22 protein-coding genes are annotated in these 25,267 nt (G+C 42.8%); 12 read left to right on the top strand and 10 right to left on the bottom strand.

Features of this window, described 5'->3' with window-relative positions:
* Window positions 1–14 precede the first annotated feature (14 nt).
* Window positions 15–473, bottom strand: a complete 459-nt coding sequence (gene tsaE / locus VJY63_RS11465; protein ID WP_324050961.1) for a tRNA (adenosine(37)-N6)-threonylcarbamoyltransferase complex ATPase subunit type 1 TsaE — start codon at window positions 471–473, stop codon at window positions 15–17.
* Between the two features lie 98 nt (window positions 474–571).
* Here tsaE and VJY63_RS11460 point away from each other — a divergent pair, with 98 nt between their 5' ends.
* The 6 genes from VJY63_RS11460 to queG all read left to right on the top strand — a co-directional run bounded on the left by VJY63_RS11460 (window position 572) and on the right by queG (window position 8,199).
* On the top strand, window positions 572–2,371 hold the full coding sequence (locus VJY63_RS11460; protein ID WP_324050960.1) for a sensor histidine kinase: 1,800 nt from the start codon (window positions 572–574) through the stop codon (window positions 2,369–2,371).
* Window positions 2,368–3,762 carry a sigma-54 dependent transcriptional regulator gene (locus tag VJY63_RS11455; RefSeq protein ID WP_324050959.1) on the top strand — a complete coding sequence of 465 codons (1,395 nt, stop codon included), beginning with the start codon at window positions 2,368–2,370 and terminating at the stop codon, window positions 3,760–3,762. Before VJY63_RS11460 ends, VJY63_RS11455 begins: the two co-directional genes overlap by 4 nt.
* Before the next feature lie 279 nt (window positions 3,763–4,041).
* Entirely contained in the window at window positions 4,042–5,034 is a 993-nt protein-coding gene (locus VJY63_RS11450; protein ID WP_324050958.1) for a TRAP transporter substrate-binding protein, read from the top strand.
* Window positions 5,035–5,092: 58 nt separating this feature from the next.
* On the top strand, window positions 5,093–5,749 hold the full coding sequence (locus VJY63_RS11445; RefSeq protein ID WP_324050957.1) for a TRAP transporter small permease: 657 nt from the start codon (window positions 5,093–5,095) through the stop codon (window positions 5,747–5,749).
* The gene (gene dctM, locus VJY63_RS11440) at window positions 5,749–7,029 is read left to right on the top strand and encodes a C4-dicarboxylate TRAP transporter large permease protein DctM (RefSeq protein WP_324050956.1); all 1,281 of its coding nucleotides are present in this window, start codon (window positions 5,749–5,751) and stop codon (window positions 7,027–7,029) included. The genes VJY63_RS11445 and dctM overlap by 1 nt, the downstream gene beginning before the upstream one ends.
* A gap of 72 nt (window positions 7,030–7,101) precedes the next feature.
* Window positions 7,102–8,199, top strand: a complete 1,098-nt coding sequence (gene queG, locus VJY63_RS11435) for a tRNA epoxyqueuosine(34) reductase QueG (RefSeq protein ID WP_324050955.1) — start codon at window positions 7,102–7,104, stop codon at window positions 8,197–8,199.
* 19 nt (window positions 8,200–8,218) lie between these two features.
* Here queG and VJY63_RS11430 read toward each other — a convergent pair whose 3' ends face one another.
* Window positions 8,219–9,205, bottom strand: a complete 987-nt coding sequence (locus VJY63_RS11430) for a tRNA-dihydrouridine synthase family protein (RefSeq protein ID WP_324050954.1) — start codon at window positions 9,203–9,205, stop codon at window positions 8,219–8,221.
* Between the two features lie 191 nt (window positions 9,206–9,396).
* Between VJY63_RS11430 and VJY63_RS11425 the strand changes: the two genes are divergently transcribed.
* From VJY63_RS11425 to VJY63_RS11410, 4 genes are all read left to right on the top strand, one after another.
* Window positions 9,397–9,645 (top strand): OadG family protein, encoded by a 249-nt coding sequence (locus tag VJY63_RS11425; RefSeq protein ID WP_324050953.1) that lies wholly within the window; start codon window positions 9,397–9,399, stop codon window positions 9,643–9,645.
* Between the two features lie 70 nt (window positions 9,646–9,715).
* Entirely contained in the window at window positions 9,716–11,518 is a 1,803-nt protein-coding gene (oadA, locus tag VJY63_RS11420; RefSeq protein WP_324051035.1) for a sodium-extruding oxaloacetate decarboxylase subunit alpha, read from the top strand.
* Between the two features lie 13 nt (window positions 11,519–11,531).
* Complete coding sequence (locus tag VJY63_RS11415) at window positions 11,532–12,851, top strand: sodium ion-translocating decarboxylase subunit beta (RefSeq protein ID WP_324050952.1); 1,320 nt, start codon at window positions 11,532–11,534, stop codon at window positions 12,849–12,851.
* A 407-nt stretch (window positions 12,852–13,258) separates the two neighbouring features.
* On the top strand, window positions 13,259–13,990 hold the full coding sequence (locus VJY63_RS11410) for a CBS domain-containing protein (protein WP_324050951.1): 732 nt from the start codon (window positions 13,259–13,261) through the stop codon (window positions 13,988–13,990).
* On the opposite strand, the gene VJY63_RS11405 is transcribed toward VJY63_RS11410, so the two are convergent.
* Genes VJY63_RS11405 through VJY63_RS11380 form a run of 6 tightly spaced genes read right to left on the bottom strand, consistent with a single transcriptional unit; the run spans window position 13,987 to window position 19,849 of the window.
* Window positions 13,987–14,637: a ProQ/FinO family protein gene (locus VJY63_RS11405; RefSeq protein WP_324050950.1), complete on the bottom strand. Its 651-nt coding sequence runs from the start codon at window positions 14,635–14,637 to the stop codon at window positions 13,987–13,989. The genes VJY63_RS11410 and VJY63_RS11405 overlap by 4 nt on opposite strands.
* Window positions 14,638–14,649: 12 nt before the next feature.
* Window positions 14,650–15,183 carry a dihydrofolate reductase gene (locus tag VJY63_RS11400; protein ID WP_324050949.1) on the bottom strand — a complete coding sequence of 178 codons (534 nt, stop codon included), beginning with the start codon at window positions 15,181–15,183 and terminating at the stop codon, window positions 14,650–14,652.
* Entirely contained in the window at window positions 15,180–15,974 is a 795-nt protein-coding gene (locus VJY63_RS11395; RefSeq protein ID WP_324050948.1) for a thymidylate synthase, read from the bottom strand. Before VJY63_RS11395 ends, VJY63_RS11400 begins: the two co-directional genes overlap by 4 nt.
* 50 nt (window positions 15,975–16,024) lie before the next feature.
* Window positions 16,025–16,807 carry a prolipoprotein diacylglyceryl transferase gene (lgt, locus tag VJY63_RS11390; RefSeq protein ID WP_324050947.1) on the bottom strand — a complete coding sequence of 261 codons (783 nt, stop codon included), beginning with the start codon at window positions 16,805–16,807 and terminating at the stop codon, window positions 16,025–16,027.
* A 35-nt stretch (window positions 16,808–16,842) separates the two neighbouring features.
* Window positions 16,843–17,628, bottom strand: coding sequence for a sulfite exporter TauE/SafE family protein (locus tag VJY63_RS11385; protein ID WP_324050946.1), 786 nt, complete (start codon window positions 17,626–17,628; stop codon window positions 16,843–16,845).
* A gap of 10 nt (window positions 17,629–17,638) precedes the next feature.
* Entirely contained in the window at window positions 17,639–19,849 is a 2,211-nt protein-coding gene (locus VJY63_RS11380; RefSeq protein ID WP_324050945.1) for a response regulator, read from the bottom strand.
* Between the two features lie 97 nt (window positions 19,850–19,946).
* On the opposite strand from VJY63_RS11380, the gene VJY63_RS11375 reads away from it, so the two are divergent.
* On the top strand, window positions 19,947–20,717 hold the full coding sequence (locus tag VJY63_RS11375; protein ID WP_324050944.1) for an NRDE family protein: 771 nt from the start codon (window positions 19,947–19,949) through the stop codon (window positions 20,715–20,717).
* On the top strand, window positions 20,677–22,467 hold the full coding sequence (locus tag VJY63_RS11370) for a L,D-transpeptidase family protein (RefSeq protein ID WP_324050943.1): 1,791 nt from the start codon (window positions 20,677–20,679) through the stop codon (window positions 22,465–22,467). The genes VJY63_RS11375 and VJY63_RS11370 overlap by 41 nt, the downstream gene beginning before the upstream one ends.
* On the opposite strand, the gene ptsP is transcribed toward VJY63_RS11370, so the two are convergent.
* A complete protein-coding gene (ptsP, locus tag VJY63_RS11365) occupies window positions 22,450–24,714 on the bottom strand; it encodes a phosphoenolpyruvate--protein phosphotransferase (protein WP_414674857.1) in 2,265 nt (754 codons plus the stop codon). The two genes, VJY63_RS11370 and ptsP, sit on opposite strands and share 18 nt — an antisense overlap.
* Window positions 24,715–24,737: 23 nt before the next feature.
* The gene (locus tag VJY63_RS11360) at window positions 24,738–25,229 is read right to left on the bottom strand and encodes an RNA pyrophosphohydrolase (RefSeq protein ID WP_324051034.1); all 492 of its coding nucleotides are present in this window, start codon (window positions 25,227–25,229) and stop codon (window positions 24,738–24,740) included.
* Window positions 25,230–25,267: the final 38 nt, after the last annotated feature.

Here is a 25,267-nt window from a genome sequence, read left to right as displayed (position 1 = left end):
TATCAACAAGGCGTTCAGGAATTAAGAAGCTGTTGTAAAGCTATTTCAGCCGCTGATGTCAAAGCTTCTATTTGTAAATAGCGGCCTGAATCTTGATATGTAAAAGTTAGCTGCAAATCTGCTTTAGGTAAAAAGCCTCTACCTTGTTGCGGCCATTCTACCAAACACAAGGCGTTGCTCTCAAAATAGTCTCGAACACCGATGTACTCAAGCTCTTCAGGATCGGCTAAACGATAAAGGTCAAAGTGATAGATAAGACGGTCTTGTAATAAATAGGGTTCTACCAGCGTATAGGTAGGACTTTTTACTGCGCCCTGATGACCTTGACCTTGAATCCAGCCCCGTGAAAAAGTGGTTTTACCACACCCTAAATCACCTTCAAGGTAAACTATGCCTTTTGTAAATAAACCGCCAAGCTTAGCACCTAGCTCTGCTTGAGCTGTTTCATCGGCCAAATAAAACTGTGCTTTCATATTTTATCCTTTATTTATTAGCGATCTATTATAGGCAAAAATCAAAAAGCTTAGTAGCGTTAACTAAACCAACGCACTCAACGCATAAAGAGTAACCCATGACTTTTTTAAAAACACCTTGGCGCAGTTTCTTATGGTTGGCACTTTTGTTAGTGCTCTTGCTTTGGCCTATTCACCGCTTTGTTGAAGGTTATTACCTTGAAGGACTGAGCCGTAAAAATGAACAAACGCTAGACTTGTTTGTGGCTAATTTACAAGGCACTTTGCAACGCTATGAGGTTTTGCCACAAATTTTAGGTCGCTTGCCCAGTGTACAGCAAGCGTTACTTAATCCTACCGATGCTAACACGCTACAAACCGCCAATACGCTGCTTAAAAGTATTCAACAACAAACAGAGGCGAGTGTTATTTATCTAATGAACACCCAAGGGCTAACGCTAGCGGCTTCAAATTGGAATGATAAACACAGTTTTATCGGTAATAGCTTTGCTTTTCGTCCTTATTTTAGAAATGCATTAAACAATGGTCGCGGTGAGTTTTTTGGTTTAGGCAATATTTCATTTAAACGCGGTTATTATTTTGGCGGTGCGGTTTATTCTAACGAAAAAATTAGTGGTGTTATTGTGGTTAAGGTTGATTTAGATTTCACCGAAACCCTTTGGGGGAAAACGCCAGAACAGCTATTAGTTACCGATAAAAACGGCGTGGTCATTTTAACCTCTCAACCTGAGTGGCGTTTTAAAGCCACGCGTGAACTTGATTCAGAAGAGCAGCTTAGCATTGCTGAACATCAGCCTTATACTTCCATCAACCCGAGTCTATTAACCATCAACCCACAAGACTGGTTAAGACTTAACCAATTGCTCGCTCATATAGGTTGGCAAGTGAGCATTTTTACACCAAGGCGTTTAATTAACGAACCCGTTAACACGGCTATGGCTGTTGTTACGGCTTCTTTATTAGCAGTGTTACTTATTTTTGGCTTATTGATGCAACGTAAGCGCCATTACTTAGAACGCATAGCAATGGATGCCCAAGCTAAGCGTGAATTAGAAGCCAATGTACGCACCCGCACTCAAGATTTACAAACGTTAAATACACGCTTAAAACAAGAAGTCTTAGAGCGTGAATCAACCCAACAAGAGCTGGTGAGAGCACAGGATGAACTTATACAGGCTGGTAAGTTATCGGCTTTAGGTATTATGTCTGCCAGCATTAGCCACGAATTAAACCAGCCATTGGCCGCCATACGCAGCTATACCGACAATGCCAAAGTTTTGCTACAAAAGCAGCGCTTAGAAGAAGCGGTTAAAAATCTTGGTTTGATTGCTTCATTGACTGAGCGTATGGCTTCTATTATTGAGCATTTGCGTGCTTTTGCGCGGCGTGACCGTCATGCTTCTGAACACGTTGCCTTGCAACCAGCAATTGATGATACCCTTGCGTTAATCGCTAAGCGCCAGCAACATTTAGGCATAGAAATTATTCGTGACATTCCTGAAGCCACGCTTTGGGTTGAAGCCGGTGAAACACGTTTACGACAAATTTTAAGCAATCTAGTTAACAACGGGTTAGATGCTTTAAGTGAAAGTAAAACGCCACGCCAACTTTGGTTAAATACACAAGTTATTGATGGCTGGGTTATTTTAACCCTTAGAGATAACGGGACAGGTTTTACTAAAGAGGCTTTACAACAGGCTTTTGAGCCTTTTTACACCACCAAAACTAGCGCCAAAGGTTTAGGTTTAGGGCTGGCCATTTGTAATAGCCTAATCCAAGCACTTAAAGGTCGCCTAGTGCTGGCTAACCACCCAGAAGGCGGTGCTTTAATTACACTTTATTTACGCCAAATTCCTGATGTCGCTCAATTGCACGCTAGCGAGGATAGCTTTAGATGATTCAGATAAGCCCAAACACCCATGTAGTGCTTTTAGATGATGACAGTCATTTGCGTACAGCGCTAAGCCAAACTTTTGATTTAGCCGGTTTAAACGTGCAAGCCTTTGCCAGTGCTAAAGGTATTTTAACAGCGTTACCCAAAGATTGGTTGGGCGTATTAGTCACCGATATTCGTATGCCAGATATTAGCGGTTTAGCGCTTTTAGAACAGGTTCAACAAAGCGACAAACAATTACCTGTCTTACTTATCACAGGGCAAGGTGATGTGCCCTTAGCCGTGCAAGCTATGCGGCAAGGGGCTTATGATTTTTTGCAAAAGCCTTTTGCTAGCGATTTGTTATTAGACAGTGTAAACCGTGCATTAGAAGTGCGTCGCCTAGTCATAGAAAACCGCGCCTTACGCTTTGCCCTTGCCGAACAAAAGTTACTGGGCGAACGGCTGTTAGGGCATTCTAGCAGCGTGCAACGGTTACGTGAGCAAATCAGCGCTTTGGCAAACATTCAAGCCGACGTGTTGATTTTGGGTGAAACTGGCAGCGGTAAAGAAGTGGTAGCAAGGGCTTTACACGATTTATCACCGCGCCGCGCTGCGCCTTTTGTGGCAATTAATGCTGGCGCTTTAGCTGAGTCGGTGATTGAAAGCGAGCTATTTGGTCATGAAGTCGGTGCATTTACTGGGGCAAATAAACGTCGGATTGGTAAATTTGAACACGCCAAAGGCGGTACTGTTTTTTTAGATGAAATTGAAAGCATGAGCCTTGATGTACAAGTTAAGCTGCTGCGCCTTTTACAAGAAAGGGTGGTGGAAAGGGTGGGTTCTAACCAACTGATTCCTTTGGATGTACGCATTATTGCTGCCACCAAAGAAGACTTGCTAACAGCAGCCGATGAAGGGCGTTTTCGTGCTGACTTGTTTTATCGCTTAAATGTTGCCCAGCTGAATATTCCACCCTTACGCCAGCGTACGGAAGACATTCTGCCGCTATTTCAACACTTTGCTAGCCTTGCTGGTCAAAAATACCAATTAACAGAAATACACTTAAATGCCATTAGCTTAAACACTGCTACTCGTGCTCAACTGCTAAGCCATGAATGGCCAGGTAATATTCGTGAGCTACAAAATGCTGCTGAACGCTGGGCATTAGGACTAGACCTAGCCATTAGTTCGGTATCAGAAAGCAGCAATTGCCTTAATATTAATCAACCTTTAGCAACGCAAGTAGACAATTTTGAATGCAATTTAATTGCTGCTGAGCTTACTAAACCACACTCTTCTTTAAGGGAAGTGGCTGAAGCTTTGCAGTTACCGCGTAAAACCCTGCACGACAAACTACGTAAATACGGACTTAATCTCTCGACCAGTGGCGAAAATCCGCCAAGTGGCGGCTGATTATGGCGAAAAATCGCCTATAAAAACAATCAATACGGCGTATTGATTCATAACCTTTTCCTTTAATCAGCACTATTCCAAATAAAAACAGTTGTCTTAGGCATCAACACACTAAACTTTAGTTGCATAAAGCAATCATTAGGCACGCAACCTGCATGATTAGCTGCATGAGTTTGGATACTTGAGTTCTGTCTAAATGCTGTCCACTCTAAATAGCATTGATCCTAAAACAATAAAATTACCCTATTGCGACAATTCTAAAAGAAAGAGGAAATCTTAATGTTTAAAACAGCTACTAAAGCATTGTTTTGTGCTGCATCACTGACGGTGGCAAGCTTGGCGCTTGCTACTGATCCTATTGTTATTAAATTTTCACACGTTGTAGCCGAACACACACCTAAAGGTCAGGGTGCTTTATTGTTTAAAAAACTTGCTGAGGAACGTTTGCCCGGTCAAGTGCGTGTGGAGGTTTACCCTAACTCTTCGTTGTTTGGTGACGGTAAAGAGATGGAAGCGTTATTGCTAGGTGATGTGCAGTTAATTGCCCCTTCTTTGGCTAAATTTGAGCATTATTCAAAGCCAATCCAAATTTTTGACCTGCCTTTTTTGTTTGACGACATTCATGCTGTTGACCGTTTCCAAAAAGGCCCTGTTGGTCAAGAATTGCTAACCACGATGGAAAGTAAAGGCATTACGGGTCTAAGCTACTGGCACAACGGTTTAAAGCAGCTTTCTGCTAACAAAGCATTGCGTGAACCTAAAGATGCACGGGGCTTAAAATTCCGTGTGCAAGCGTCTGCTGTACTGGACGAGCAGTTCAAAGCCATTCGTGCTAATCCACGTAAAATGAGCTTTTCTGAAGTTTATCAGGGTCTACAAACCGGCGTTGTTAACGGTGCAGAAAACCCCTACTCAAACATCTATTCACAGAAGATGCATGAAGTTCAGTCACACATCACTGAATCTAACCACGGTTTGTTAGATTATATGGTTATTACCAATACTGAGTTTTGGAAAGGCTTACCTGCCAATATTCGTACTGAGCTAACGGCAATCATGGCGGAAGTTAGTATGGAAGTGAATAAGCAAGCTGAAAACATTAATCAACGTGATAAACAAGCCATTTTAGACGGTGGCAACACTGAAATTCTTTATTTGACTAAAGCTGAGCGTGAAAAGTGGCGTAAAGCAATGAAGCCAGTGTGGAAGAAATTTGAGTCAGACATTGGTGCCGATCGCATTAAAGCCGCAGAAGCAGCTAATAAGCAGTAAAAAAACAACACCCGTTAGTCCATGAAGGATTAGCGGGGGTTTTTTCTGGAGATTTTTTATGCAGCAGCTACGCCTAATTTGGGATCGTTTTGAAGAAGGATTTATTGTCTTTTTATTGACCGCCATGACTTTGGTTACTTTTGTTTACGTTATCTTGAACAATTTTTATACTTTTTTTTATAGCTTAGGCGATCGCTTTGAAGCTAGTTCAGTAGGCCTGTCAGAATTCTTTTTTACGATTGGCGATTTTATTTTAGACATGGCTCAAGACATGACTTGGAGTAACGCCTTAACCAAAGCTTTATTTGCTTGGCTGCTATTTTTTGGCATTGCTTATGGTGTACGCGTCGGTGGACACATCGGCATTGATGCGTTAGTTAAATTAGCCTCCAAAAAGACTCAAAAATACATAGCGCTACTTGCCTGTGTGATTAGCCTTGGCTATGCAGCACTGATAACGGTCGCCAGCTTTGAGTGGGTAAGTGCATTATTTGAGGTTAATATTGGTGCCGATGATTTAGGTCAGTTTGGCATTAAACAGTGGCATATCACTTTAATTGTACCTTTAGGTTTTACCTTGGTTTTTATACGCTTTGCAGAAATATTGGTACGCATCCTGCGTAATGAGCAAATTGGCTTAGGCTTAGCCGATGAAGCTGCTGATGCAATGAAACTAAGTGAACAGAAAACCAATAACAAAGAGGAACAACAGTAATGACGATTCTTTTCCTCTTTATGGCACTTTTTGCACTGATGTTTATTGGTGTGCCAGTAGCGGTTTCTTTGGGTTTGGCAGGTTCTGTCACCATTATGCTATTCAGCCCAGATTCTGTACGGTCACTGGCGATTAAGCTATTTGAAACCAGTGAACACTACACACTGTTAGCGATTCCTTTCTTTTTGCTGGCGGGTTCTTTTATGACCACTGGCGGTGTTGCAAGGCGTTTAATTGACTTTGCTAATGCTAGTGTTGGTCATATTCGTGGTGGTTTAGCGATTGGCGCAGTTATGGCCTGTATGTTATTTGCTGCACTTTCTGGTTCAAGCCCTGCCACGGTTGCTGCAGTTGGCTCTATTGCGATTGCTGGTATGGTGCGCTCAGGTTATCCACAACCTTTTGCTGCAGGTATTGTGACTAATGCCGGTACGCTAGGTATTTTAATTCCACCTTCCGTGGTTATGGTTGTTTATGCTGCAGCAACTGAAACTTCCGTCGGCAAGCTATTTATGGCCGGTGTTGTACCAGGCGTATTATTAGGTTTAGTGCTGATGGTGGCAATTTATGTGATTGCTGTTAAGAAAAACCTACCAGCCTTACCCAAAGCTACGCCACGCCAGTGGTTTGCTGCTGCACGTAAAGCCGCTTGGGGTTTGTTGTTGATGGTGATTATTCTGGGTGGTATCTACTCAGGAATGTTTACCCCAACCGAAGCTGCTGCCGTTGCTGCGGTTTATTCGGCATTTATTGCCTTGTTTGTTTACAAGGATATGACGTTTAAAGAAGCACCTAAAGTAGTGCTTGAAGCCGCTAAACTTAGCATCATGCTGATGTTTATTATTGCCAATGCCATGCTTTTTGCGCACGTTTTAACTACCGAACAAATACCCCAGCAAATCACCGCAATGGTATTAGAAGCCGGTTTACAGCCGTGGATGTTCCTTTTAGCGGTGAATATTCTCTTGCTGATTGCCGGTGCATTTATGGAGCCTTCAGCGATTATTTTAATTTTGGCACCGATTCTGTTCCCTATCGCTATAGAGCTAGGTGTCGATCCTATTCACCTGGGTATTATTATGGTGGTGAATATGGAAATAGGACTGATAACACCTCCGGTGGGCTTAAACCTATTTGTCACCTCTGCTGTAACAGGAATGTCTTTGGCTGAAGTGATTCGTGCTGCTATGCCTTGGCTAATGCTACTACTGGGTTTCTTAGTTCTGGTTACCTACGTTCCAAGCATCTCCATGGGTTTACCCAACCTACTGGGTATGTAATTAATTTTGCACTCCTTCTTCACAGTCTGTTAATTCATGGCTGTGAAGAGGAGGCAAGTATATAATTCTGCAATGCCTAACCAACCTTTGTTACAAAACCTAGCCCAACACATTAAACACCTAGCCCGTGAGCTGGGTTTTTCTGCCTGCGGTATTAGCGGTATTAATTTAGGTGAACACCCTGCTTATTTAGAAAAATGGTTAGCGGCTGGCTACCAGGGTGATATGCAATGGATGGCCAACAACCTAGACAAACGCCGTGATCCCCGCTTGTTAGAAGCAGGCACGCAAGCCATTATTAGTGTGCATTTAGATTATTTACCACCAGAAACCCAAGCCATTAAAATACTCAATAGTGCTGACAAAGCTTATGTGAGTCGCTATGCGCTAGGGCGTGATTACCACAAGCTTATTCGTAAACGCCTGTCTAGTTTGGCAGAACACATGAATCAGCAGCTAGCCCAAATGCCTGAACTGCAAGCAGCTTTTCCAGATTTTCAAGCCCGTGCTTTTACCGATTCTGCTCCTGTTTTAGAAAGAGGTATCGCCCAGCAAGCCGGTTTGGGCTGGATAGGTAAGAATTGCATGTTAATAACACCCAAGGCAGGTAGCTGGTTTTTTCTTGGCGAACTTTACATTAATCTACCGCTACCAGCCGACGAGCCTTTTAAAAAAGACCATTGTGGTGCTTGCACGGCTTGCCATACGGCTTGCCCTACTCAAGCTTTTGTTGCCGATGGCGTTTTGGATGCTCGCCGTTGCATTAGCTATCTAACTATTGAGCTAAAAGGTAGTATTCCAGAAGAGTTACGGCCTTTAATGGGCAACCGTATTTATGGCTGCGATGATTGCCAGTTAGCTTGCCCTTGGACACGTTTTTCACCCACCACTAAAGAAGCCGATTTTTACCCACGCCACCAATTAGATAGTAGCGATTTAATTGATTTATTTAACTGGAATGAAGCGACCTTTTTAAAAAATACCCAAGGTTCACCCATTCGCCGCAGCGGTTATATTAACTGGCTGCGTAATATTGCGGTGGCTTTGGGTAACGCGCCCACTAGCGCTGCGATAATAGACACTTTAACGACTAAATGTGATTACCCAGATGCGATTGTTCAAGAGCACGTGCTTTGGGCTTTAGCTAGGCATAAGCAAACGGGCTATTAAAAAACTAGCTATCAGAAAACTAGCTATCAGAAAACAACAAATAATCTTCTAAATAACTCATTAAATCCCTTTCATTGGTTAGGCGTTTACAAACATCAAACACCTGCTGCGCTTCTTCACCCCACCTTAAACGAAACATCACTAACCATTGCTTGGCTCGCATTACTCTTACTATTTCTTCATAAAACTGTGCGTCCAATACTAACCATTGCAGTAAAAAGCCCAGTACTCTTTTAAAGTCGACTTGCTCAACTTCTTTACCCGTAAGGTGCTGTTTAATTTGTTTGGCTAACCAAGGGTTGGTCATGGAAGAACGCCCTAGCATCACGTCTTTTACACCGCTGACTTCAACACAGCGTTGATAATCAGCGACCGTCCAAATATCACCATTGGCAAAGACGGGTACATCTACCACTTCAGCAATTTTGGCGATCCATTCCCAATGTGCCGGTGGTTTATAACCTTGTGCTTTGGTTCTGGCGTGAACAACTAGCTGGGTAATGCCTGCAGCATTCAGTGCCCGAGCGTTGTCGAGGGTTAATTCGGTATCGTCATACCCTAAACGCATTTTTGCGGTCAGCGGTGTGTTGGACTCTTTTAGTGCTTGTGCAACCGCGTGGGTTGCTGCATAAAGTTTATCGGGGTAACGCAGCATACTTGCGCCGCCCAAGTGTCGATTAACTGTTTTAGCCGGACAGCCATAATTAAGGTCTATTACTTTAGCACCGGCGGCAACGCCAATTTGAGCATTGATAGCTAAGGCTGCTGGATCGCTGCCCAACAATTGTAAATGCACTGGCGTACCTATAAGCGTTTGGGCATTTTGTCGCAGCTCTGGGCAAATACGTTGGAAAACTTTTAGTGGTTGTCGACCTTGCGTTACACGTAAAAACTCGGTGACACAAAAATCCCAACCACCTTGACGGGTAATTAGGTCGCGCGTGGTGGCATCCATAACGCCCTCCATTGGCGCTACAGCAATTAAAGCAAGGGTCTTGGTATTCAAAAGTTGCTCACAAATCAAAAAAAAGGTGATTTTTCAAGGTTCGCAGTTTACCTAGCTGCTTTAGCAAATACACGACTCTTAGCCAGTTTTTGATTAAAAGTTTAAAAAGGTAGTCATTCTTGTAGTTGCTACAAAAAAAAATCTGGTGCAAGGTTAAGCCTGCAAATTAAAGCACCGAAAGAGGACGTGCAATGCAATCAACCGATCTAATGATGGAAGGTTTTAACCTAATGCTGATGGGCATGGGGTTTGTTTATGCCTTCTTGACATTGCTGGTAATCGCTACCACTTTAATGTCGAAAATTATTCTGCGTTTTTCTAAACCTGAGCCTGTTGCAATACCTAAGAACAAAGCTTTTGCTAACTCAAATCAAGGACAAAACCCAGACTTAATTGCTGCTATTAGTGCCGCAATTCACCTACACAGACAGCGTAAATAGTACGACAAAAATAGCAAGACAAAAAACTTAACTATTAACGAACCCCATTTAGACTTTATAGGTAATGATGATGACTGCACCCAAGAAAAAGCTTGGTATAACTGATGTTGTGCTTCGTGACGCTCACCAATCGCTATTTGCAACACGGATGCGTTTAGACGATATGCTACCCATTGCTGAAAAGCTTGACCAAATTGGTTACTGGTCGTTAGAAAGCTGGGGTGGCGCTACATTTGATTCATGCATTCGCTATTTGGGTGAAGATCCTTGGGATCGTATTCGTCAACTTAAAAAAGCCATGCCTAAAACACCACAGCAAATGTTATTGCGTGGTCAAAACTTACTCGGCTACCGCCATTACGCTGATGATGTAGTCGCAAAATTTGTTGAACGTGCTGCCACTAACGGTGTTGATGTATTCCGCATTTTTGATGCCATGAACGATCCACGTAACCTAGAAAGTGCCATTAAAGCGGTTAAAGCTTGCGGTAAACACGCGCAAGGTACGATTTCTTATACCACCAGCCCAGTACATACCACAGAAATGTGGGTCGACTACGCCAAAGTATTAGAAGACAAGGGCGCAGATTCCATTTGTATTAAAGATATGTCGGGTATTTTAACGCCTTACAATGCTTTTGATTTAGTCACACGCCTTAAAGCTCAAACAGGTTTAGAAGTTCAGCTGCACGCCCACGCAACGGCTGGCTTGTCTGATATGACCATTCTAAAAGCCGTTGAAGCCGGTATTGACCGTGTGGATACCGCTATTTCTTCTATGTCGATGACCTACGGCCATTCAGCCACAGAATCAGTAGTGGCAGCACTTGCTGGCACCGACCGCGATACAGGCTTAGATTTACTGGCATTAGAAGAAGTCGCCGCTTATTTTCGTGAAGTGCGTAAAAAATACGCTCAGTTTGAAGGTTCTTTACGCGGTACTGATTCACGCATTCTTGTTGCACAAGTACCAGGCGGTATGTTGACCAACATGGAAAGCCAGCTTAAAGAGCAAGGTGCTGCGGATAAGTTTGATGAAGTATTAGCTGAAATTCCTCGCGTACGTGAAGACCTAGGTTTTATTCCTTTAGTTACGCCAACGTCACAAATTGTGGGCACGCAAGCCGTTATTAACATTCTAATGGGCGAACGTTACAAATCCATTTCAAAAGAAGTGCAAGGCATTTTAAAAGGCGAATATGGCGCAGCGCCAGCACCTTACAATGCAGAACTGCAAGCCCGTGTTTTAGAAGGCAAAGCAGCCATTACTTGCCGCCCTGCCGACATGATTGACGATGAAATGGACAAGCTAGCGGTTGAAGTTAAAGCGAAAGCGAAAGAAGAAGGCATTAAGCTAGCCACGGGTGAGCAAGCAATTGATGACGTATTAACCTACGCGCTGTTCCCACAAATTGGTCTTAAATTCTTAAAGAACCGTGGCGATGCTTCTGCCTTTGAACCTGTGCCAACTTTAGAAAGCGCTCAAGCTACAACAGCACCAGCGGCTAAAGCTTCAGCAACAGCGGCGAATGACTCTGGCGTTTACACGGTTAAAGTTAATGGCCAAGCCTATGTGGTTGAAGTGGCTGAAGGTGGTGATGTTTCCGCGATTAGCACGGCTGCGCCCATTGCCACTGCTACAGCAGCGCCCGCGGCAAGTTCTGGTTTAACAGTGGATGCACCGCTGGCGGGTAACATTTTCAAAATCATGGTAAAACCCGGTGAAGCGGTTGAAGCGAATCAAGTGGTTATTATTATGGAAGCCATGAAAATGGAAACTGAAATTCGAGCAGCAAAAGCTGGTACTGTCAACGAAGTCACTGTGCGTGAGGGTGATGCCGTACAGGTTGGCGATACCCTACTGACTCTCTAAGTGGAGCTGATACATGGATAAAATTCTACTACTGTGGGAAGGCTCCGGGCTATATAACCTAAGTTTACCGCAGTTTGTGATGATTACTATTTGCCTATCGCTGCTTTACCTAGCCATAGTCAAAAAGTTTGAGCCTTTGCTGCTATTACCGATTGGTTTTGGTGGTTTATTAGCGAACATTCCTGAAGCGGGTCTTGCACTATCAGGCTTTGAGCAGGCATTAGCCGTATTTGATACGCACACCATGCAAATGTTTGCTGATAAAATTGGTGTGGTGTTAGATGGTGGTAGCAAGGTAGCCAATAAAGAGATATTGCTGCCTGCTATTAAAGGTTTGCAAGATCCATTAGCGCTACACGAGCTTAAAGGCATTGCAGCAGCGGCAGGCTACACCGATGGTATGCTATACACTTTTTATAAGATCACTATTGCTTCTGGTGCTGCACCTTTAATTATCTTTATGGGTGTTGGTGCTATGACTGACTTTGGTCCACTGCTAGCTAACCCGCGCACGTTATTTTTAGGTGCTGCGGCGCAGTTTGGTATTTTTGCTACCGTGCTAGGTGCAGTCGGACTTTCAAGCTTAGGCATTGTTGATTTCAACATTAACCAGGCAGCTGCTATTGGTATTATTGGTGGTGCTGATGGCCCGACAGCTATTTATGTTGCCAGCATTTTAGCGCCTGAGTTATTGGGTGCGATTGCGGTTGCGGCCTATTCGTATATGGCGCTAGTACCATTAATTCAGCCACCCATTATGCGTTTGCTTACCACTAAAGAAGAACGTGCGATTGTGATGAGCCAGCTACGCCCAGTCACCAAGCGTGAAAAAATTATTTTTCCGATTGCGGTACTGGTATTAGTGGCACTCTTTTTACCTTCTGCGGCACCTTTGTTGGGTATGTTTTGTTTGGGTAATTTAATGCGCGAATCGGGTGTGGTTGATCGTTTATCAGACACAGCACAAAATGCGCTAATCAACATTACCACCATCTTTCTTGGCTTGGCGGTAGGTTCTAAGTTGGTTGCTCATTTATTCTTAACGGTAGAAACCTTAGGTATTCTAGCGCTAGGTATTATTGCTTTTGGTATAGGTACAGCAGCAGGGGTACTTATGGCCAAGCTAATGAACAAGATGAGTAAAATACCAATTAACCCTTTAATAGGCTCTGCCGGTGTTTCAGCAGTGCCTATGGCCGCTCGCGTTTCTAACAAGGTAGGCTTGGAGTCTAATCCTCACAACTTCTTGCTGATGCACGCGATGGGACCTAACGTTGCAGGTGTTATTGGTTCTGCAGTGGCTGCAGGTGTGATGATTATGTATTTAAAATAGCGATTAATACTTCAGTAATACAATAAAAGGCCGACGCATTACACGTTGGCCTTTTTTTCTAGCTTCTCTTAATGGAAGCTTAGTATTGTAATTTATGAATGTTATGCAGCCAGTTTTAATTTTGCTTGTTCAGTTTCGCTATAAAGCGCTTCTTCCCAAGCCTGACGCAAACGTAACTCTTCAGCAATTGCTAATAAAGTTTCAATATTCATATTAAGGCCCCTCTGCCTGTTTTCTACTACTTTGGGCGAATGCCCATCTACAATATAGCAGGTGACTAGCAAGTCAGCCACCTTATATCAATAAAGATTTTTTATAAGGTTTTCATTAAGTTATGATTGATTTTATCTCGCATCTGCACAAAATTTAAACGTTGTTTATTACCCGTTAATTTAAGGAGTTACGCTATGGTTTTTGCGATTTATGAACAAGGTCTACGCATTCATACGCCTAAAGAACAGCTATTAGTAAGACCCAGTATTCGCCAAGCACAAGCCATTAGCGCTAGCCGCCGTTTGCTGGATCACAAAGGTGATACCGGGCATAGCCAAGACATAGGTAATGACATCTGGAATAGCAATTACATAGATCCAATAGCCAGAGAAAAAGAACAAGGAAAAGAATCAGAGCAAGAACAAGAAAAAGAGATACATCAGCAAAAAAAAGCTGCCAAAGCTTATATCGACGTTGAGCACAGTAAAAGAAAAAGAGTGCCTTTATTGCCGGTTAGTTTAGTCATGCGTAGTCATGTTATTACCCTACCGGCAACGGCAAATTTAAACGAAGCTTGGAAATTAATGCACAAAGAGCAAATCCACTATTTGATTTTATTGGATGAAGCAGGCGAATTAGCCGGTGTGTTGGATGACCGAGAATTATTAAAAGAAGCCGCGGGTGTTGGCGAACTTAGCAAACAAGAAGGCATTGATTTAGCTAATACTCAAGCCATTTTACTCGTTAATGCGCCTTTAGTTACTGCCACTGATGAAACAGACATTCGTGACATTGCAAGGGTTATGCTGGCGCAAAAAGTTAGAGCCATGCCGATCATTGATGCTGAAGGGGTGTTACAGGGCTTGGTGACACGTTCTGATTTAATGCTAGGGCTGGCTAACCAAACCCTAGAACTTTGGACTTAGCGCGTATTTAGCTGCATTAAAGCCGAGAGTTTATTTTGTAAGCGATCGGTTATTAAGCGCTCTTCTTGTTTGGCTTGCTGCTGTTTTTTTTGCGCTTCACGCTGTTTGTTATTTTGTGCTAACTTTTGCAACTGCGCTTGTGCAAAGTCGGCTTCTTGTTGCGTCACACTACCGGCAGGCTGACCTTGTAAATCTAATCTAACAGCACCTGCTTTTAAGCAATGTAAGTAACGTGGTAACTTTACATAGCCTGCTAACGCACGCTGAATTTTTTTCAACTCGCCACCTTCTGCTGCTAAAAGGTCATCATGGATGCCGACTTTTAAAGGTTTTGGCTGGCTAAGTATAAATGCGCTGCTATAGATTTTTATCCAATGTTTTAAGCGTTGCTGTGAATTCAGTTTATCTAACGCACTCGTCGCTTCTACAGCAGCAACGACTGCTGCTGGTGCGGTTGGCACTGCTGGTACGGTTGGCAGATCAAGTTGCTGAGTTAATTTTTCTAGCTTTGTTTCTAATTGTGCAACGCGCTTGGTTAGTTGCTGAATGTCTTGCTGAGCAGTGCCTAGTGCGCCCAAGCCTTTATCAGCATAACTTTCTAGCTGCTCAAGTAGATTATTCACATCCAATATTGATTCTAATGACATAAATAGCCCAACCTAAAATTTACGCTGTAAACAGCGAATAGCATAAGCATAACGATTGCCTTCTTGTGCAGAATAGCTATCACGACTCGTTTCTAACCATTCATCCTTATTCACTTCAGGAAACCAAGTGTCACCTTCTGGCATGGCATCGACTTCGGTTAAATAAAGGTAGCTAGCCAAAGGAAACGCTTGCTCATAAATTTGTCCACCACCAATCACCATGATTTCTGTAGCTCCATCAATAACAGCTTGAGCATCAGCAATTTTTAATGCGGCAGCAAGATTGGCGGCTATTTTTATGCCCGAATGGTTAAACTCAGGATTACGACTAATCACGATATTGGTGCGCCCTGGTAACGGACGACCAATCGACTCAAAAGTGTTACGTCCCATTACTAAAGGCTTACCTAGTGTGATGCGTTTAAAATGCTTTAATTCTTCTGGCAAATACCAAGGCATGGAATTTTTATGGCCTATCACGCGATTTTTAGCCGCTGCAACAATAATGGCTATGGGTGTTTCTAGTGGTTGATTAGCTAAAGTCATACGGCTACCGGTGCTTTAATAGGATCATGGTGCTGATAATTTTCAATGCTTATATCATCAAACGTAAACTGAAATAAGTCTTTTACAGCAGGGTTCAGTTTTACCTGTGGTAAAGCAAAGGGTTCACGGCTTAGCTGTAAATCCGTTTGCTCTAAATGATTAGCATACAAGTGTGCATCGCCTAGTGTGTGTACAAAATCACCCACTTCTAAATTACAGACTTGTGCAATCATGTGGGTTAGCAAAGCATAGCTGGCAATGTTAAAAGGTACGCCTAAAAAAATATCGGCGCTGCGTTGATACAACTGGCAAGAAAGCCTGCCATCAGCAACATAAAACTGAAACAAACAATGGCAAGGCGGTAATGCCATTTCATCCACTAACGCAGGATTCCAAGCACTAACTAACAAACGGCGTGAATCGGGGTTGGTTTTAATCTGCTGAATTAAGTTACTTATCTGATCGACAGAATCACCCTTGCCGCTAGGCCAAGAACGCCACTGATAACCATAAACTGGCCCTAAATTGCCTTGTTTATCTGCCCACTCGTCCCAAATTGAAACACCATTTTCTTTTAAGTAAGCGATATTGGTGTCACCTTTTAAAAACCACAGCAGCTCGTGAATAATGGAACGCAAGTGTACTTTTTTAGTGGTGACTAACGGAAAACCTTGCTGCAAGTCATAACGCATCTGATAACCAAACACGCTGTAAGTGCCAGTGCCAGTACGATCTGACTTATAAGTACCTTGGGTACGCACATAGCGCATTAAATCTAAATAAGCTTTCATTGCCTTAGCCCTTAAAAATAGCCTTTCAAAATCTAGCTAGTATGCCTTTTTTAAGCTGTTTTAGCAGTAGAGCGGTAAGCAAAAAATATAAGCAGCGCCCCAGCCAAAATCATTGGTAAAGACAATAACTGTCCCATGCTTAATCCAGCCGACAATAAACCTAAATGGGCATCGGGTTCACGGGTGAATTCAACTAAAAACCTAAGCGTACCATACCCGATTAAAAACAAACCGCTAACGCTACCAGCGGGGCGAGGCTGGCGCGAAAACCACCAAAGTAATGCAAATAACAACACGCCTTCTAAAGCAAACTGATACAGCTGTGAAGGGTGACGCGGATCAGCGCCAGCAACGGGAAAAACCATGCCCCAAGACACATCCGTGACGCGCCCCCATAGTTCACCATTAATAAAATTACCAATGCGTCCTAAACCTAAGCCTATTGGCGTAAGTGGGGCAATAAAATCGCCAAGCTGTAACCAGTTAATTTTATGCTGCCGTGCAAATAACCACACTGCTAACGCAACACCCAAAAAGCCACCATGAAACGCCATGCCGCCTTCCCACACTTTAAATAACCATAAAGGATCAGCCAGCACGCGATCAAAATGGTAAAACAACGCATAACCCAAACGCCCACCTAAAATAACGCCAACAGCACTGTAAAACAGTAAGTCCCCTATTTGGTCTTTGGTTAAACCCATGCGTTCAGCTCGACTACGTGCCAACCACCAAGCCGCCAAAAAACCCACCAAATACGTTAAACCGTACCAATGCACTTGCAACGGCCCAAGACTAATAGCCACAGGATCAATGTTAGGATAAATCAACATAAATGCATCAACTCTCGTATAAAAATATTCTATTATTAGAAAAATAGCAGCTTAAAACCCACTATAAATAGCAAAGCTGCAAACAAACGCTTTAATAGCAGTTCAGGTAAAAAGTGGGCTAAACGCGCGCCAACACGCGCAAAAGGCACACTAGCCACACTAATACCAATGAAAGCAGGCCAATAAATGTAACCCGTCGCAAGTTCTGGTAAATCTGAGTGTTGCCAACCTGCCCACAAGTAACCCAAAGCACCAAATAAGGCAATCGGAAAACCCAAAGCAGCAGAAGTACCGACCGCTTGGCGCATACCTCCATTACACCAGACCAAAAAAGGGACGCTTAACGTGCCGCCACCAATGCCAAAAATTGTTGAAGCCCAACCAATCACGCCACCTGCTGCTGTTAGTACCGCCGAACTCGGCTCGCCTTCTTTAGGTTTAGGTTGCAGTTTTAAAACCATTTGGACTGCCACCAAGATCACAAAACCACCAATGATTGCTTGCAACGCTACACCACTTAATAAATTAGCCGTCCAAGCACCGACCAGCGAACCCAATGCTAAACCTAGCGTAATTTTTTTAACCCACGCCCAACGAACGCCCTGCTTTTTATGGTGTGCAAAACTTGAACTTAACGAGGTCGGAATAATGGTTGCCAAAGAAGTACCTACGGCTAAATGCACCAATATTTCCTGCGAAAAACCTAATGTAGAAAAAGTAAAGACTAAGACAGAAACAATAACTAGGCCACCACCGATACCAAATAAACCGGCTAAAAAACCAGCCGCAGCGCCTAAGACTAAATAGGTTAAATAAACCACAAGTTTGACCTCATTTTTTTTGTAACCAACGTAGCACCAGCTCGCGCAATTCGTTGGGCTTATAGGGTTTAGCTAAGTAATCGTCCATACCTTGCTGTAAAAAACGCTGGCGCTCCACCGCAATAGTATTTGCTGTTAAAGCGATAATCGGAATAAGGGCATTGGTATTAGGTAACTGTCGCCAGCAACGCGTTGTTTCAAGACCATCCATATCAGGCATAAAGATGTCCATCAATACCAAGTCATAGTTTTTTTCTTGCCCTAACACTAAAGCTTTTGCCCCATTTTCTGCAACATCAACCTGATACCCTGACTTTTCTAACACACTGGCAGCTAACATGGCATTCACGGGACCATCATCCACCACCAAAATGCACCCTAAAATAAGCTTTTCAGATTTGGCTGCTAGCAACCGCGCAGGCAATTCAATTTGTATCTGTAAACCACCCGTAGGCAAAGCTTCAATATTTAAGCTACCACGCATTTCATGCACTAACTGACGGGTTAATAATTGCCCTAATCCTAAAGCACCAGACGTTGACTCATAACTGCTGCTCATCGGCGTGGTTAACTGAAAACGGCGCAGGCGTTCACTTTCAATCAAGCCGCCCCCTTGGTCTTTAAGGGTTAATTGCAAACGATTTGAATCTGTCCAGTTTAACAGTAGATAGATATCACCTTTGATAGACATCTGAATAACTTGCCTTAATAAATGACGCATTAAACGTAATAATTTACGTCTATCTAGTGTCAACTGTTTAGGCATATTTGATTTTGAATTAATAACTAAACAACGCCCAGTATCAGTTAGCAAGTTCTTACTTAAATTATGACAGTCATCAATTAATAAATCAATAATTAAGCAGTCCTCCGATAAGGTTTTTATTTCTAGTTCGTCTGTATCTGATATGTCTTGCATATCATCTAATAAATACTGCAAATCTAATAGCTTCACTTGACAGTAGCTAGTTAAATTTTTATCGAAGCCTTGGGCGTTTTTTATTAATTCTAATAATAATTGATTAGCATCATTGACTGCTACTTTAAAAAATGCGGCTTTCATTTTTGCTGCTAAGTTTGCGCGTTGCTTATCACCTATTAACTGCTGTTGAATTTTTTTAAATTCGCTAATATCAAGTAATAACAGCAAACCTTCTTGGTCGCTAGTGTAGTGAAAACTAACCCAGTAGCTGCTAGTATCTTGTTTGCCAATTCTTAGTTCGAATTCATTTTTTTGAGTATTCATCATTAAGCTTTTTAAACCTAATAACCCAGCTAAATTTGCTCCTTTTAAATTACTTTTAGTGCTACCAGTAAGGTGCTCAAAAGTAGCATTGCAAGTAACCACCAAACCGGCTGCATCAAACTGGCAAACCATTAAAGGGCCATTAATTAAATTTATAAAGTCTGATTTATCAATAACTAATGGTGAAGCTATTGAAAGGCTTTCTTCTTGTAATGAATTTGGTTTTTGATTATTAATCAATTGTTGGTCACGGCGAAACACTAAAGAAACCAACACAAAAAACATAATGAATAAGAAAGCCCCACATAAAAAAATCATTAAACGATAATCGTCTATCAGTTGGTTTTCAACTATGAAAGCTTTCTCTGCTGCGACAATGTTAATTACCTTCCAATTAACAAGAGTAATTGTTGACCAACTTAATAATATTTTTTTACCTTTAACCTCAAGATTAATTAAACCAGAAGCGTCTAAACGTAAAGGATCTAATGCATTAGCAAGATTAGGCTGCTTTAAAAAATTGACGTCGACTTTATCAAATTTTTCTTGTGATTTTTTGTCAACCATTGCTTGCCAAGGTATATTCGACCAATCTGATTCGGCTTGATAAGGAAACACTAACAGCTTACCTGTTGCATCCATCAGCAAACTATAACCGCTCCAAGGAACAGACATCTGTACTAAACGTAACGCCAATTTATCTAAATGAGCACCTGATTCATCATCACCCAACAACTCAACCTTTAACGGTTCATTGGATAAATGCTGCGCCATTTGGCTAGCTGATTCAAGCAAGCGTTCTTCAATTTCTCGTTCAGCAAGGTTTTTTATTGAATGAAAATTAAGATTTATTAACAACGCCATTAATAAAAAAAGCATTGAACCTATAATTGCCATGGGCATTAATAAGCTAAACCAACGGCTTTTAATTAGTTGTTGCTGTGTAATAATGAATGAAGAATCAGAGGCTGGCACTGAAAACTCCTTGTCTAAAACGATTAAAAAAACGAGTATAGCAACACAAGCAGCAGGGAGCTTTGGAAAACTTTTACTTTGCAGCGTGGAACTAATAATGTGTCTATTGGCGTTATCTTGGCAACAAAATGCTGACTACCCTTTTTTACTGGCAACCAACCGAGACGAATTTTTACAGCGTCCGACTCGCCCTGCTAATTTTTGGCCAGAGCAGCCTGATATTCTTGGTGGTAAAGATTTAGAAGCGGGTGGCAGTTGGTTACTTACAAACAAACACGGTCGCTGGGCAACTTTAACCAACTTTAGAGATGGCCGTGACCTAGCCGCAGGTAAATGGTCTCGTGGTGAATTAGTACTTCAGGCTTTGCAGCAGCCTTTAGGCGAGTTACCCACTTGGCTAGAAGCTAATCAAGCCAATTTTGCAGGCTTCAACTTGCTTTGGGGTGATGAGCAACAAGCTTGGTATTTTTCAAACCGTTTAGCCAAACCAGCACGTCAATTAGGATCGGGTCTTTATGTATTAAGTAATGCAACACTAGAAACTGAATGGCCAAAAACACGCCGCTTAAAAACAGCGATAGAAACTTGGCAAACAACGGATGGCTGCCATCCAAATCAGCTTTTTGCTATACTTGCAGACCCAACACTAGCCGCCGATAAAGACCTTCCTGATACGCATATTGGTTTAGAAACCGAGCGTTTTTTATCGTCTATTTTTATTAAAGGCGAGCACTACGCAACGCGTACCTCGACACTGGTGTGGCAAACAGCCGATGGCTACTGGCACTTACATGAAAAAAATCATCCAGCTAATCAGAAGCTAGTTAATGAACAGCAATTCAAATGGCAAAGTTGCCCGTCTAATTAAAATATTGTATTTTTTAAAGCTAATGCATTTAAAACCAACATTGGTATTTAGCTTGCTGCTACTGCTAAATGCTTTGCCTACTTACGCAGTCGGTTTATCAAGCTCGTCAAACATTCAATTTAAAACACCTAGCCATGAAGCTTTGGTAAGTTGGGTTGACTCAACACTCATCAGTTATTACCCAGAAGAACAATTACAGCAGCGTGATTACTTAGCTCAACTTTACCAACAAGCGGAGTTTAATCATTTTTGGTTTGATAAAGATGGCAAGCCTAATAGTGCTGCACACTTATTATTAAGCGACCTTAAACCTTGGTTAGCGCTTGAGCCTCACCCTAAGCTAAAGCGTTATCAGCAATTGGCAGAATTGTTGCAGCAGCCAGTCAACACCAGCCTACCAAGGCATCGTCAAGCCACGGACTTATTAATTACTGACCTATTTCTTAGCTACCAAACTGACTTATTACAAGGCTATTGGGCAACATTTGATTTAGATCAAGATCATGGTATTACTAACGCTTACGAGCGCTGGGATAACTGGCCGGATGAAGTAGTTAGGCGAAACTTAGCTGATGTTTTTCCTATTTGGCTGCAAGCACTTCACGGTCAGTCGCCGGTTATTTGGGCCGTTAATCGCATTCAAGAAACGCAACCCAACAGCCGTTATTATCAACCTTGGCGGCAAGCTTTTGCTGAATTAGAAGCCATAGCTAAGTTAGGTGACTGGCCAATAGTCGCTGACGATTTACAAGAAGGTATGCGTGATGCCGAAGTAACTAGGCTAGCATTACAACTCATACACCAAGGTGATCTACAGAATTTAAATGCCTATTTACCAGATGGTCTTCAGCAGCCATTATTTGATGAAACACTAACCGCGGCTTTAATCAATTTTCAACAAAGGCATCAACTTAAAACCACGGGCATCACTGATGAGCAAACGCGTGCTTGGCTAAACCTTGCCCCTCAAGAAAGAATGCGATTACTTGCGCATAACATCCGCCGCTTACATCACCTTCCTAAACAACTGAATCAACGGCATATTATGGTGAATATGGCTGACCAGCGGCTCACTTTTATCGAGGCGCAGCAACTTAAACTTGACATGAAAATTGTGATTGGGCGTAATGGTTTACGCACCCCCATTATGAACCAGTGGCTGACATCCATTGTATTAAACCCACTTTGGAATGTACCTAACAGCATCGCTCGTAAAAGTATTTTGCCACGCGCACAACAAAACCCTGAATATTTAAGTTCACGCGACTATGCCTTGGTCAATGGTTGGCACACGCCATCGCGCTTTGTGTCATTAGATCAATTGCCTGCTGATGCGTTTGAAAATGAAAAATCTGGCTATCGCATTGTGCAAAAAACAGGCAACTACAATCAGCTAGGCAAAGCCAAATTTCGTTTATCGAATCAACAAGCTATTTATTTGCATGACACGCCTTATCGACAGGTATTTAGCGCAGAGAATCGTGACCTAAGTCACGGTTGTGTGCGTCTAGAAGCAGCAGATCAACTGGTACTTGCTGTATTAAACAGCGATACAAATTGGACTGAAGACAAAGTAAATCAAACTTACCAGCAAGGCGAAGAGCGTTATTTAAAGGTTTATCCTAAAGTGGCCGTTTATTTAATGTATTGGTCGGTTTGGACTGATGCGGCAGGACGTTTACAATGGCGCAAAGACATTTACCACAAAGACACGCTAGCAGAAGATAAGCACCTAGCTTTTCGGCCCTGATAACCAACCCAAACCTAACTCACCCATAAATACACCTAAATGCCCAACCACTTGATCGGTACTGGCGCATTTAAGCACACGTGCTAGTAGTTCACGCGCCTGCTCAAGCGTCACGCGGCGAATCACGGCTTTAACCCTTGGCAAACTGGCTAGGTTCATAGAAAGGCTTTGATACCCCATGCCCAGCAACAAAATAGCACCCGCCGGATCACCAGCAAGCTCACCACAAATACTTAATGGCAAGCGTGAAGCGTGCGAGTCAACAGCAATTTTTGCCAATACTTGCAGCACTGCTGGATGATAACCACTGTAAAGTCGTGCTACCTTGGGATTATCACGGTCAATAGCTAACATATATTGAGTTAAGTCGTTGCTGCCTACCGATAAATAATCCACTCGTTCAGATAAGGCTCTTATTTGAAAGACTGCAGCTGGTACTTCAATCATTGCGCCTACTAAAGGTTTAGCAATGCGTAGTCCTTCATTTTGACGCAATTCTACCCAAGCGCGGCGAATTAATGCTAGGGCTTCTTCTACTTCACGCACTGAAGAAATCATCGGCAATAAAATACGCAAATTATCTAAACCTTCGCTAGCACGTAGCATGGCGCGTACTTGAGTTAAGAAAATTTCGGGGTGATCTAAAGTAAAGCGAATGCCTCGCCAGCCTAAAACAGGGTTGTCTTCTTCAATCGGGAAATAAGGCAAAGGCTTATCGCCACCAATGTCTAGCGTACGCATAGTCACTTGGCGTGGTGCAAAAGCGGATAACTGCTGTCGATAAAGACTAACCTGTTCTTGCTCACTAGGAAAACGCTCAGCCATCATAAACTGTACTTCGGTACGGTATAAGCCAACGCCTTCAGCACCATAAGCCAACGCCCGACCATGATCGACCGATAAACCCGTATTCAGCAATAACGGCACGCGATGCCCGTCACGGGTAATGCACGGCAAACCAGCTTCGGCTTCTAATGCATCCGACAGTGCTCTGTCTTCTTCAATAAAAATTTCATATTGGCGGCGCAGTAACTCATCAGGATAACTAATTACCTGACCACGGTAGCCATCAAGAATTAATAACTGCCCTTCTAACTGAGCAAAGGGCAAGTCAGTCAAACCCATCACAACCGGAATACCCATCGCACGGGCTAAAATGGCTAGGTGGGAGTTACTTGAACCTTTTACACTAATTAAACCAGCTAATTTTTCTTTAGGTACTTCACCTAAAAGTGCGGGTGATAATTCTTCACCCACTAGCAAGGTATTATCTTCATATTCCCGTGGCGCTTCGCCACCGGCTTGTAAATAAGACAGTACCCGACGACCCAAATCACGAATATCCGCAGCGCGTTCTCTTAGGTAAGAATCTTCAACTTTTTCTAAATACTTAACGTGGCGTTTCACTACAAAAGCTAAAGCACCTTGTGCCCAATCGCCTTCTTCAATGTGCTTTAATACTTCTGCACCCAAAGACTCTTCATCCAACATTTGAATATAAGCATCAAACAGCGCTTGTTCTTGTGGGCTAACTCGATTAGCTAGTTTTAAACCCACGGCACGAATGTCATCACGTACCGATTTAAGCGCCGCTAAAAAAACCTTTTTTTCCTCTTCAATGCATTCACACTTGCGCTCTGGCACGCTGTCTAAATCGGCAGGCGGCATAATCACCCTTGCTCGACCAATTGCAGCACCCGATGAAGCAGGCAAACCTTGGAAACGCACCATAGCTTGACGCTGACCAGGAATGATTTTTAAGCTACCACTTAATTGAGCATGGGCAAGAACAGCCGCTAATTGAGCAGCGATAGTGACTAAAAAAGCTTCTTCACCTTCATCAAATTTACGTTTAGCCATTTGCTGTACGACCAGCACACCCATCGCACGGCGTTGATGAATAATCGGCACACCTAAAAAGCTGTGGTACCGCTCTTCACCCGTTTCTGGTAAATAACAATAACGTGGATGCAACGGCGCATCATCAAGATTAATGGGTTCTTCACGCTGCCCAACATAACCAACCAACCCTTCTGAAGGCGCTAAGCTAACTTGCCCAACAGCAGCAGCATTTAAGCCCAGCGTATTCATTAAGACATAGCGTTCTTGGCAGGCATCCATTAAATACACAGAGCAAACATCGGTATTCATGGCTTTACGAACCCGACGTACTACAATAGACAGTGCCGTTTGTAAATCTCTGGCAGCACTCACTTCTTGCACAATTTTACGCAAAACATCCAGCATATTAAACGTGGTTGGCGTATTAGTCATTTATGTCCACCCAGCATTCGATGTAATCTAGGGCCTAACTCTAATAACGCACGGCGGTAAACATCGCGCTTAAAAGGTACCACTTGACCCAATGGATACCAGTAACTTACCCAACGCCAACCATCAAACTCTGGTTTAGGTGAGCAATCAAAACATACTTTTGAATCAGCGCAACGAATTTGCAACAAAAACCATTTTTGCTTTTGACCAATACACAAAGGACGGCTATTACGGCGTACCATGCGTTTAGGCAAGCGATAACGCAGCCAGCCGCGTGTTGCACCTAGCAGCTCAACTTGATCTGGCGACAAGCCAATTTCTTCTTTTAATTCGCGGTACAGGGCTTGCTCCGGTGTTTCATCATTTTTAATACCACCTTGTGGAAACTGCCAAGCGTCTTGACCACAGCGCCTCGCCCAAAGCAACTGACCATCACTATTTGTGATAATAATGCCAACATTCGGGCGGTACCCATCTTCGTCAATCAACGTTACGCCCTCAAAAAATTCTTTATTAAGCATTGTTC

The sequence above is a fragment of the Marinospirillum sp. genome, assembly GCF_035271045.1.
Lineage (GTDB): Bacteria > Pseudomonadota > Gammaproteobacteria > Pseudomonadales > Halomonadaceae > Marinospirillum.
The sequence above is the reverse complement of the archived record's forward strand: the minus strand, read 5'-3'. Positions and strand labels throughout refer to the sequence as shown.

Bases quoted from the DNA above. Each gene is read 5' to 3' on its own strand.
- tsaE (WP_324050961.1), bottom strand. From the start codon at position 473: ATGAAAGCACAGTTTTATTTGGCCGATGAAACAGCTCAAGCAGAGCTA.
- VJY63_RS11460 (WP_324050960.1), top strand. From the start codon at position 572: ATGACTTTTTTAAAAACACCTTGGCGCAGTTTCTTATGGTTGGCACTT.
- VJY63_RS11455 (WP_324050959.1), top strand. From the start codon at position 2,368: ATGATTCAGATAAGCCCAAACACCCATGTAGTGCTTTTAGATGATGAC.
- VJY63_RS11450 (WP_324050958.1), top strand. From the start codon at position 4,042: ATGTTTAAAACAGCTACTAAAGCATTGTTTTGTGCTGCATCACTGACG.
- VJY63_RS11445 (WP_324050957.1), top strand. From the start codon at position 5,093: ATGCAGCAGCTACGCCTAATTTGGGATCGTTTTGAAGAAGGATTTATT.
- dctM (WP_324050956.1), top strand. From the start codon at position 5,749: ATGACGATTCTTTTCCTCTTTATGGCACTTTTTGCACTGATGTTTATT.
- queG (WP_324050955.1), top strand. From the start codon at position 7,102: ATGCCTAACCAACCTTTGTTACAAAACCTAGCCCAACACATTAAACAC.
- VJY63_RS11425 (WP_324050953.1), top strand. From the start codon at position 9,397: ATGCAATCAACCGATCTAATGATGGAAGGTTTTAACCTAATGCTGATG.
- oadA (WP_324051035.1), top strand. From the start codon at position 9,716: ATGACTGCACCCAAGAAAAAGCTTGGTATAACTGATGTTGTGCTTCGT.
- VJY63_RS11415 (WP_324050952.1), top strand. From the start codon at position 11,532: ATGGATAAAATTCTACTACTGTGGGAAGGCTCCGGGCTATATAACCTA.
- VJY63_RS11410 (WP_324050951.1), top strand. From the start codon at position 13,259: ATGGTTTTTGCGATTTATGAACAAGGTCTACGCATTCATACGCCTAAA.
- VJY63_RS11405 (WP_324050950.1), bottom strand. From the start codon at position 14,637: ATGTCATTAGAATCAATATTGGATGTGAATAATCTACTTGAGCAGCTA.
- VJY63_RS11400 (WP_324050949.1), bottom strand. From the start codon at position 15,183: ATGACTTTAGCTAATCAACCACTAGAAACACCCATAGCCATTATTGTT.
- VJY63_RS11395 (WP_324050948.1), bottom strand. From the start codon at position 15,974: ATGAAAGCTTATTTAGATTTAATGCGCTATGTGCGTACCCAAGGTACT.
- lgt (WP_324050947.1), bottom strand. From the start codon at position 16,807: ATGTTGATTTATCCTAACATTGATCCTGTGGCTATTAGTCTTGGGCCG.
- VJY63_RS11375 (WP_324050944.1), top strand. From the start codon at position 19,947: ATGTGTCTATTGGCGTTATCTTGGCAACAAAATGCTGACTACCCTTTT.
- VJY63_RS11370 (WP_324050943.1), top strand. From the start codon at position 20,677: ATGAACAGCAATTCAAATGGCAAAGTTGCCCGTCTAATTAAAATATTG.
- ptsP (WP_414674857.1), bottom strand. From the start codon at position 24,714: ATGCTGGATGTTTTGCGTAAAATTGTGCAAGAAGTGAGTGCTGCCAGA.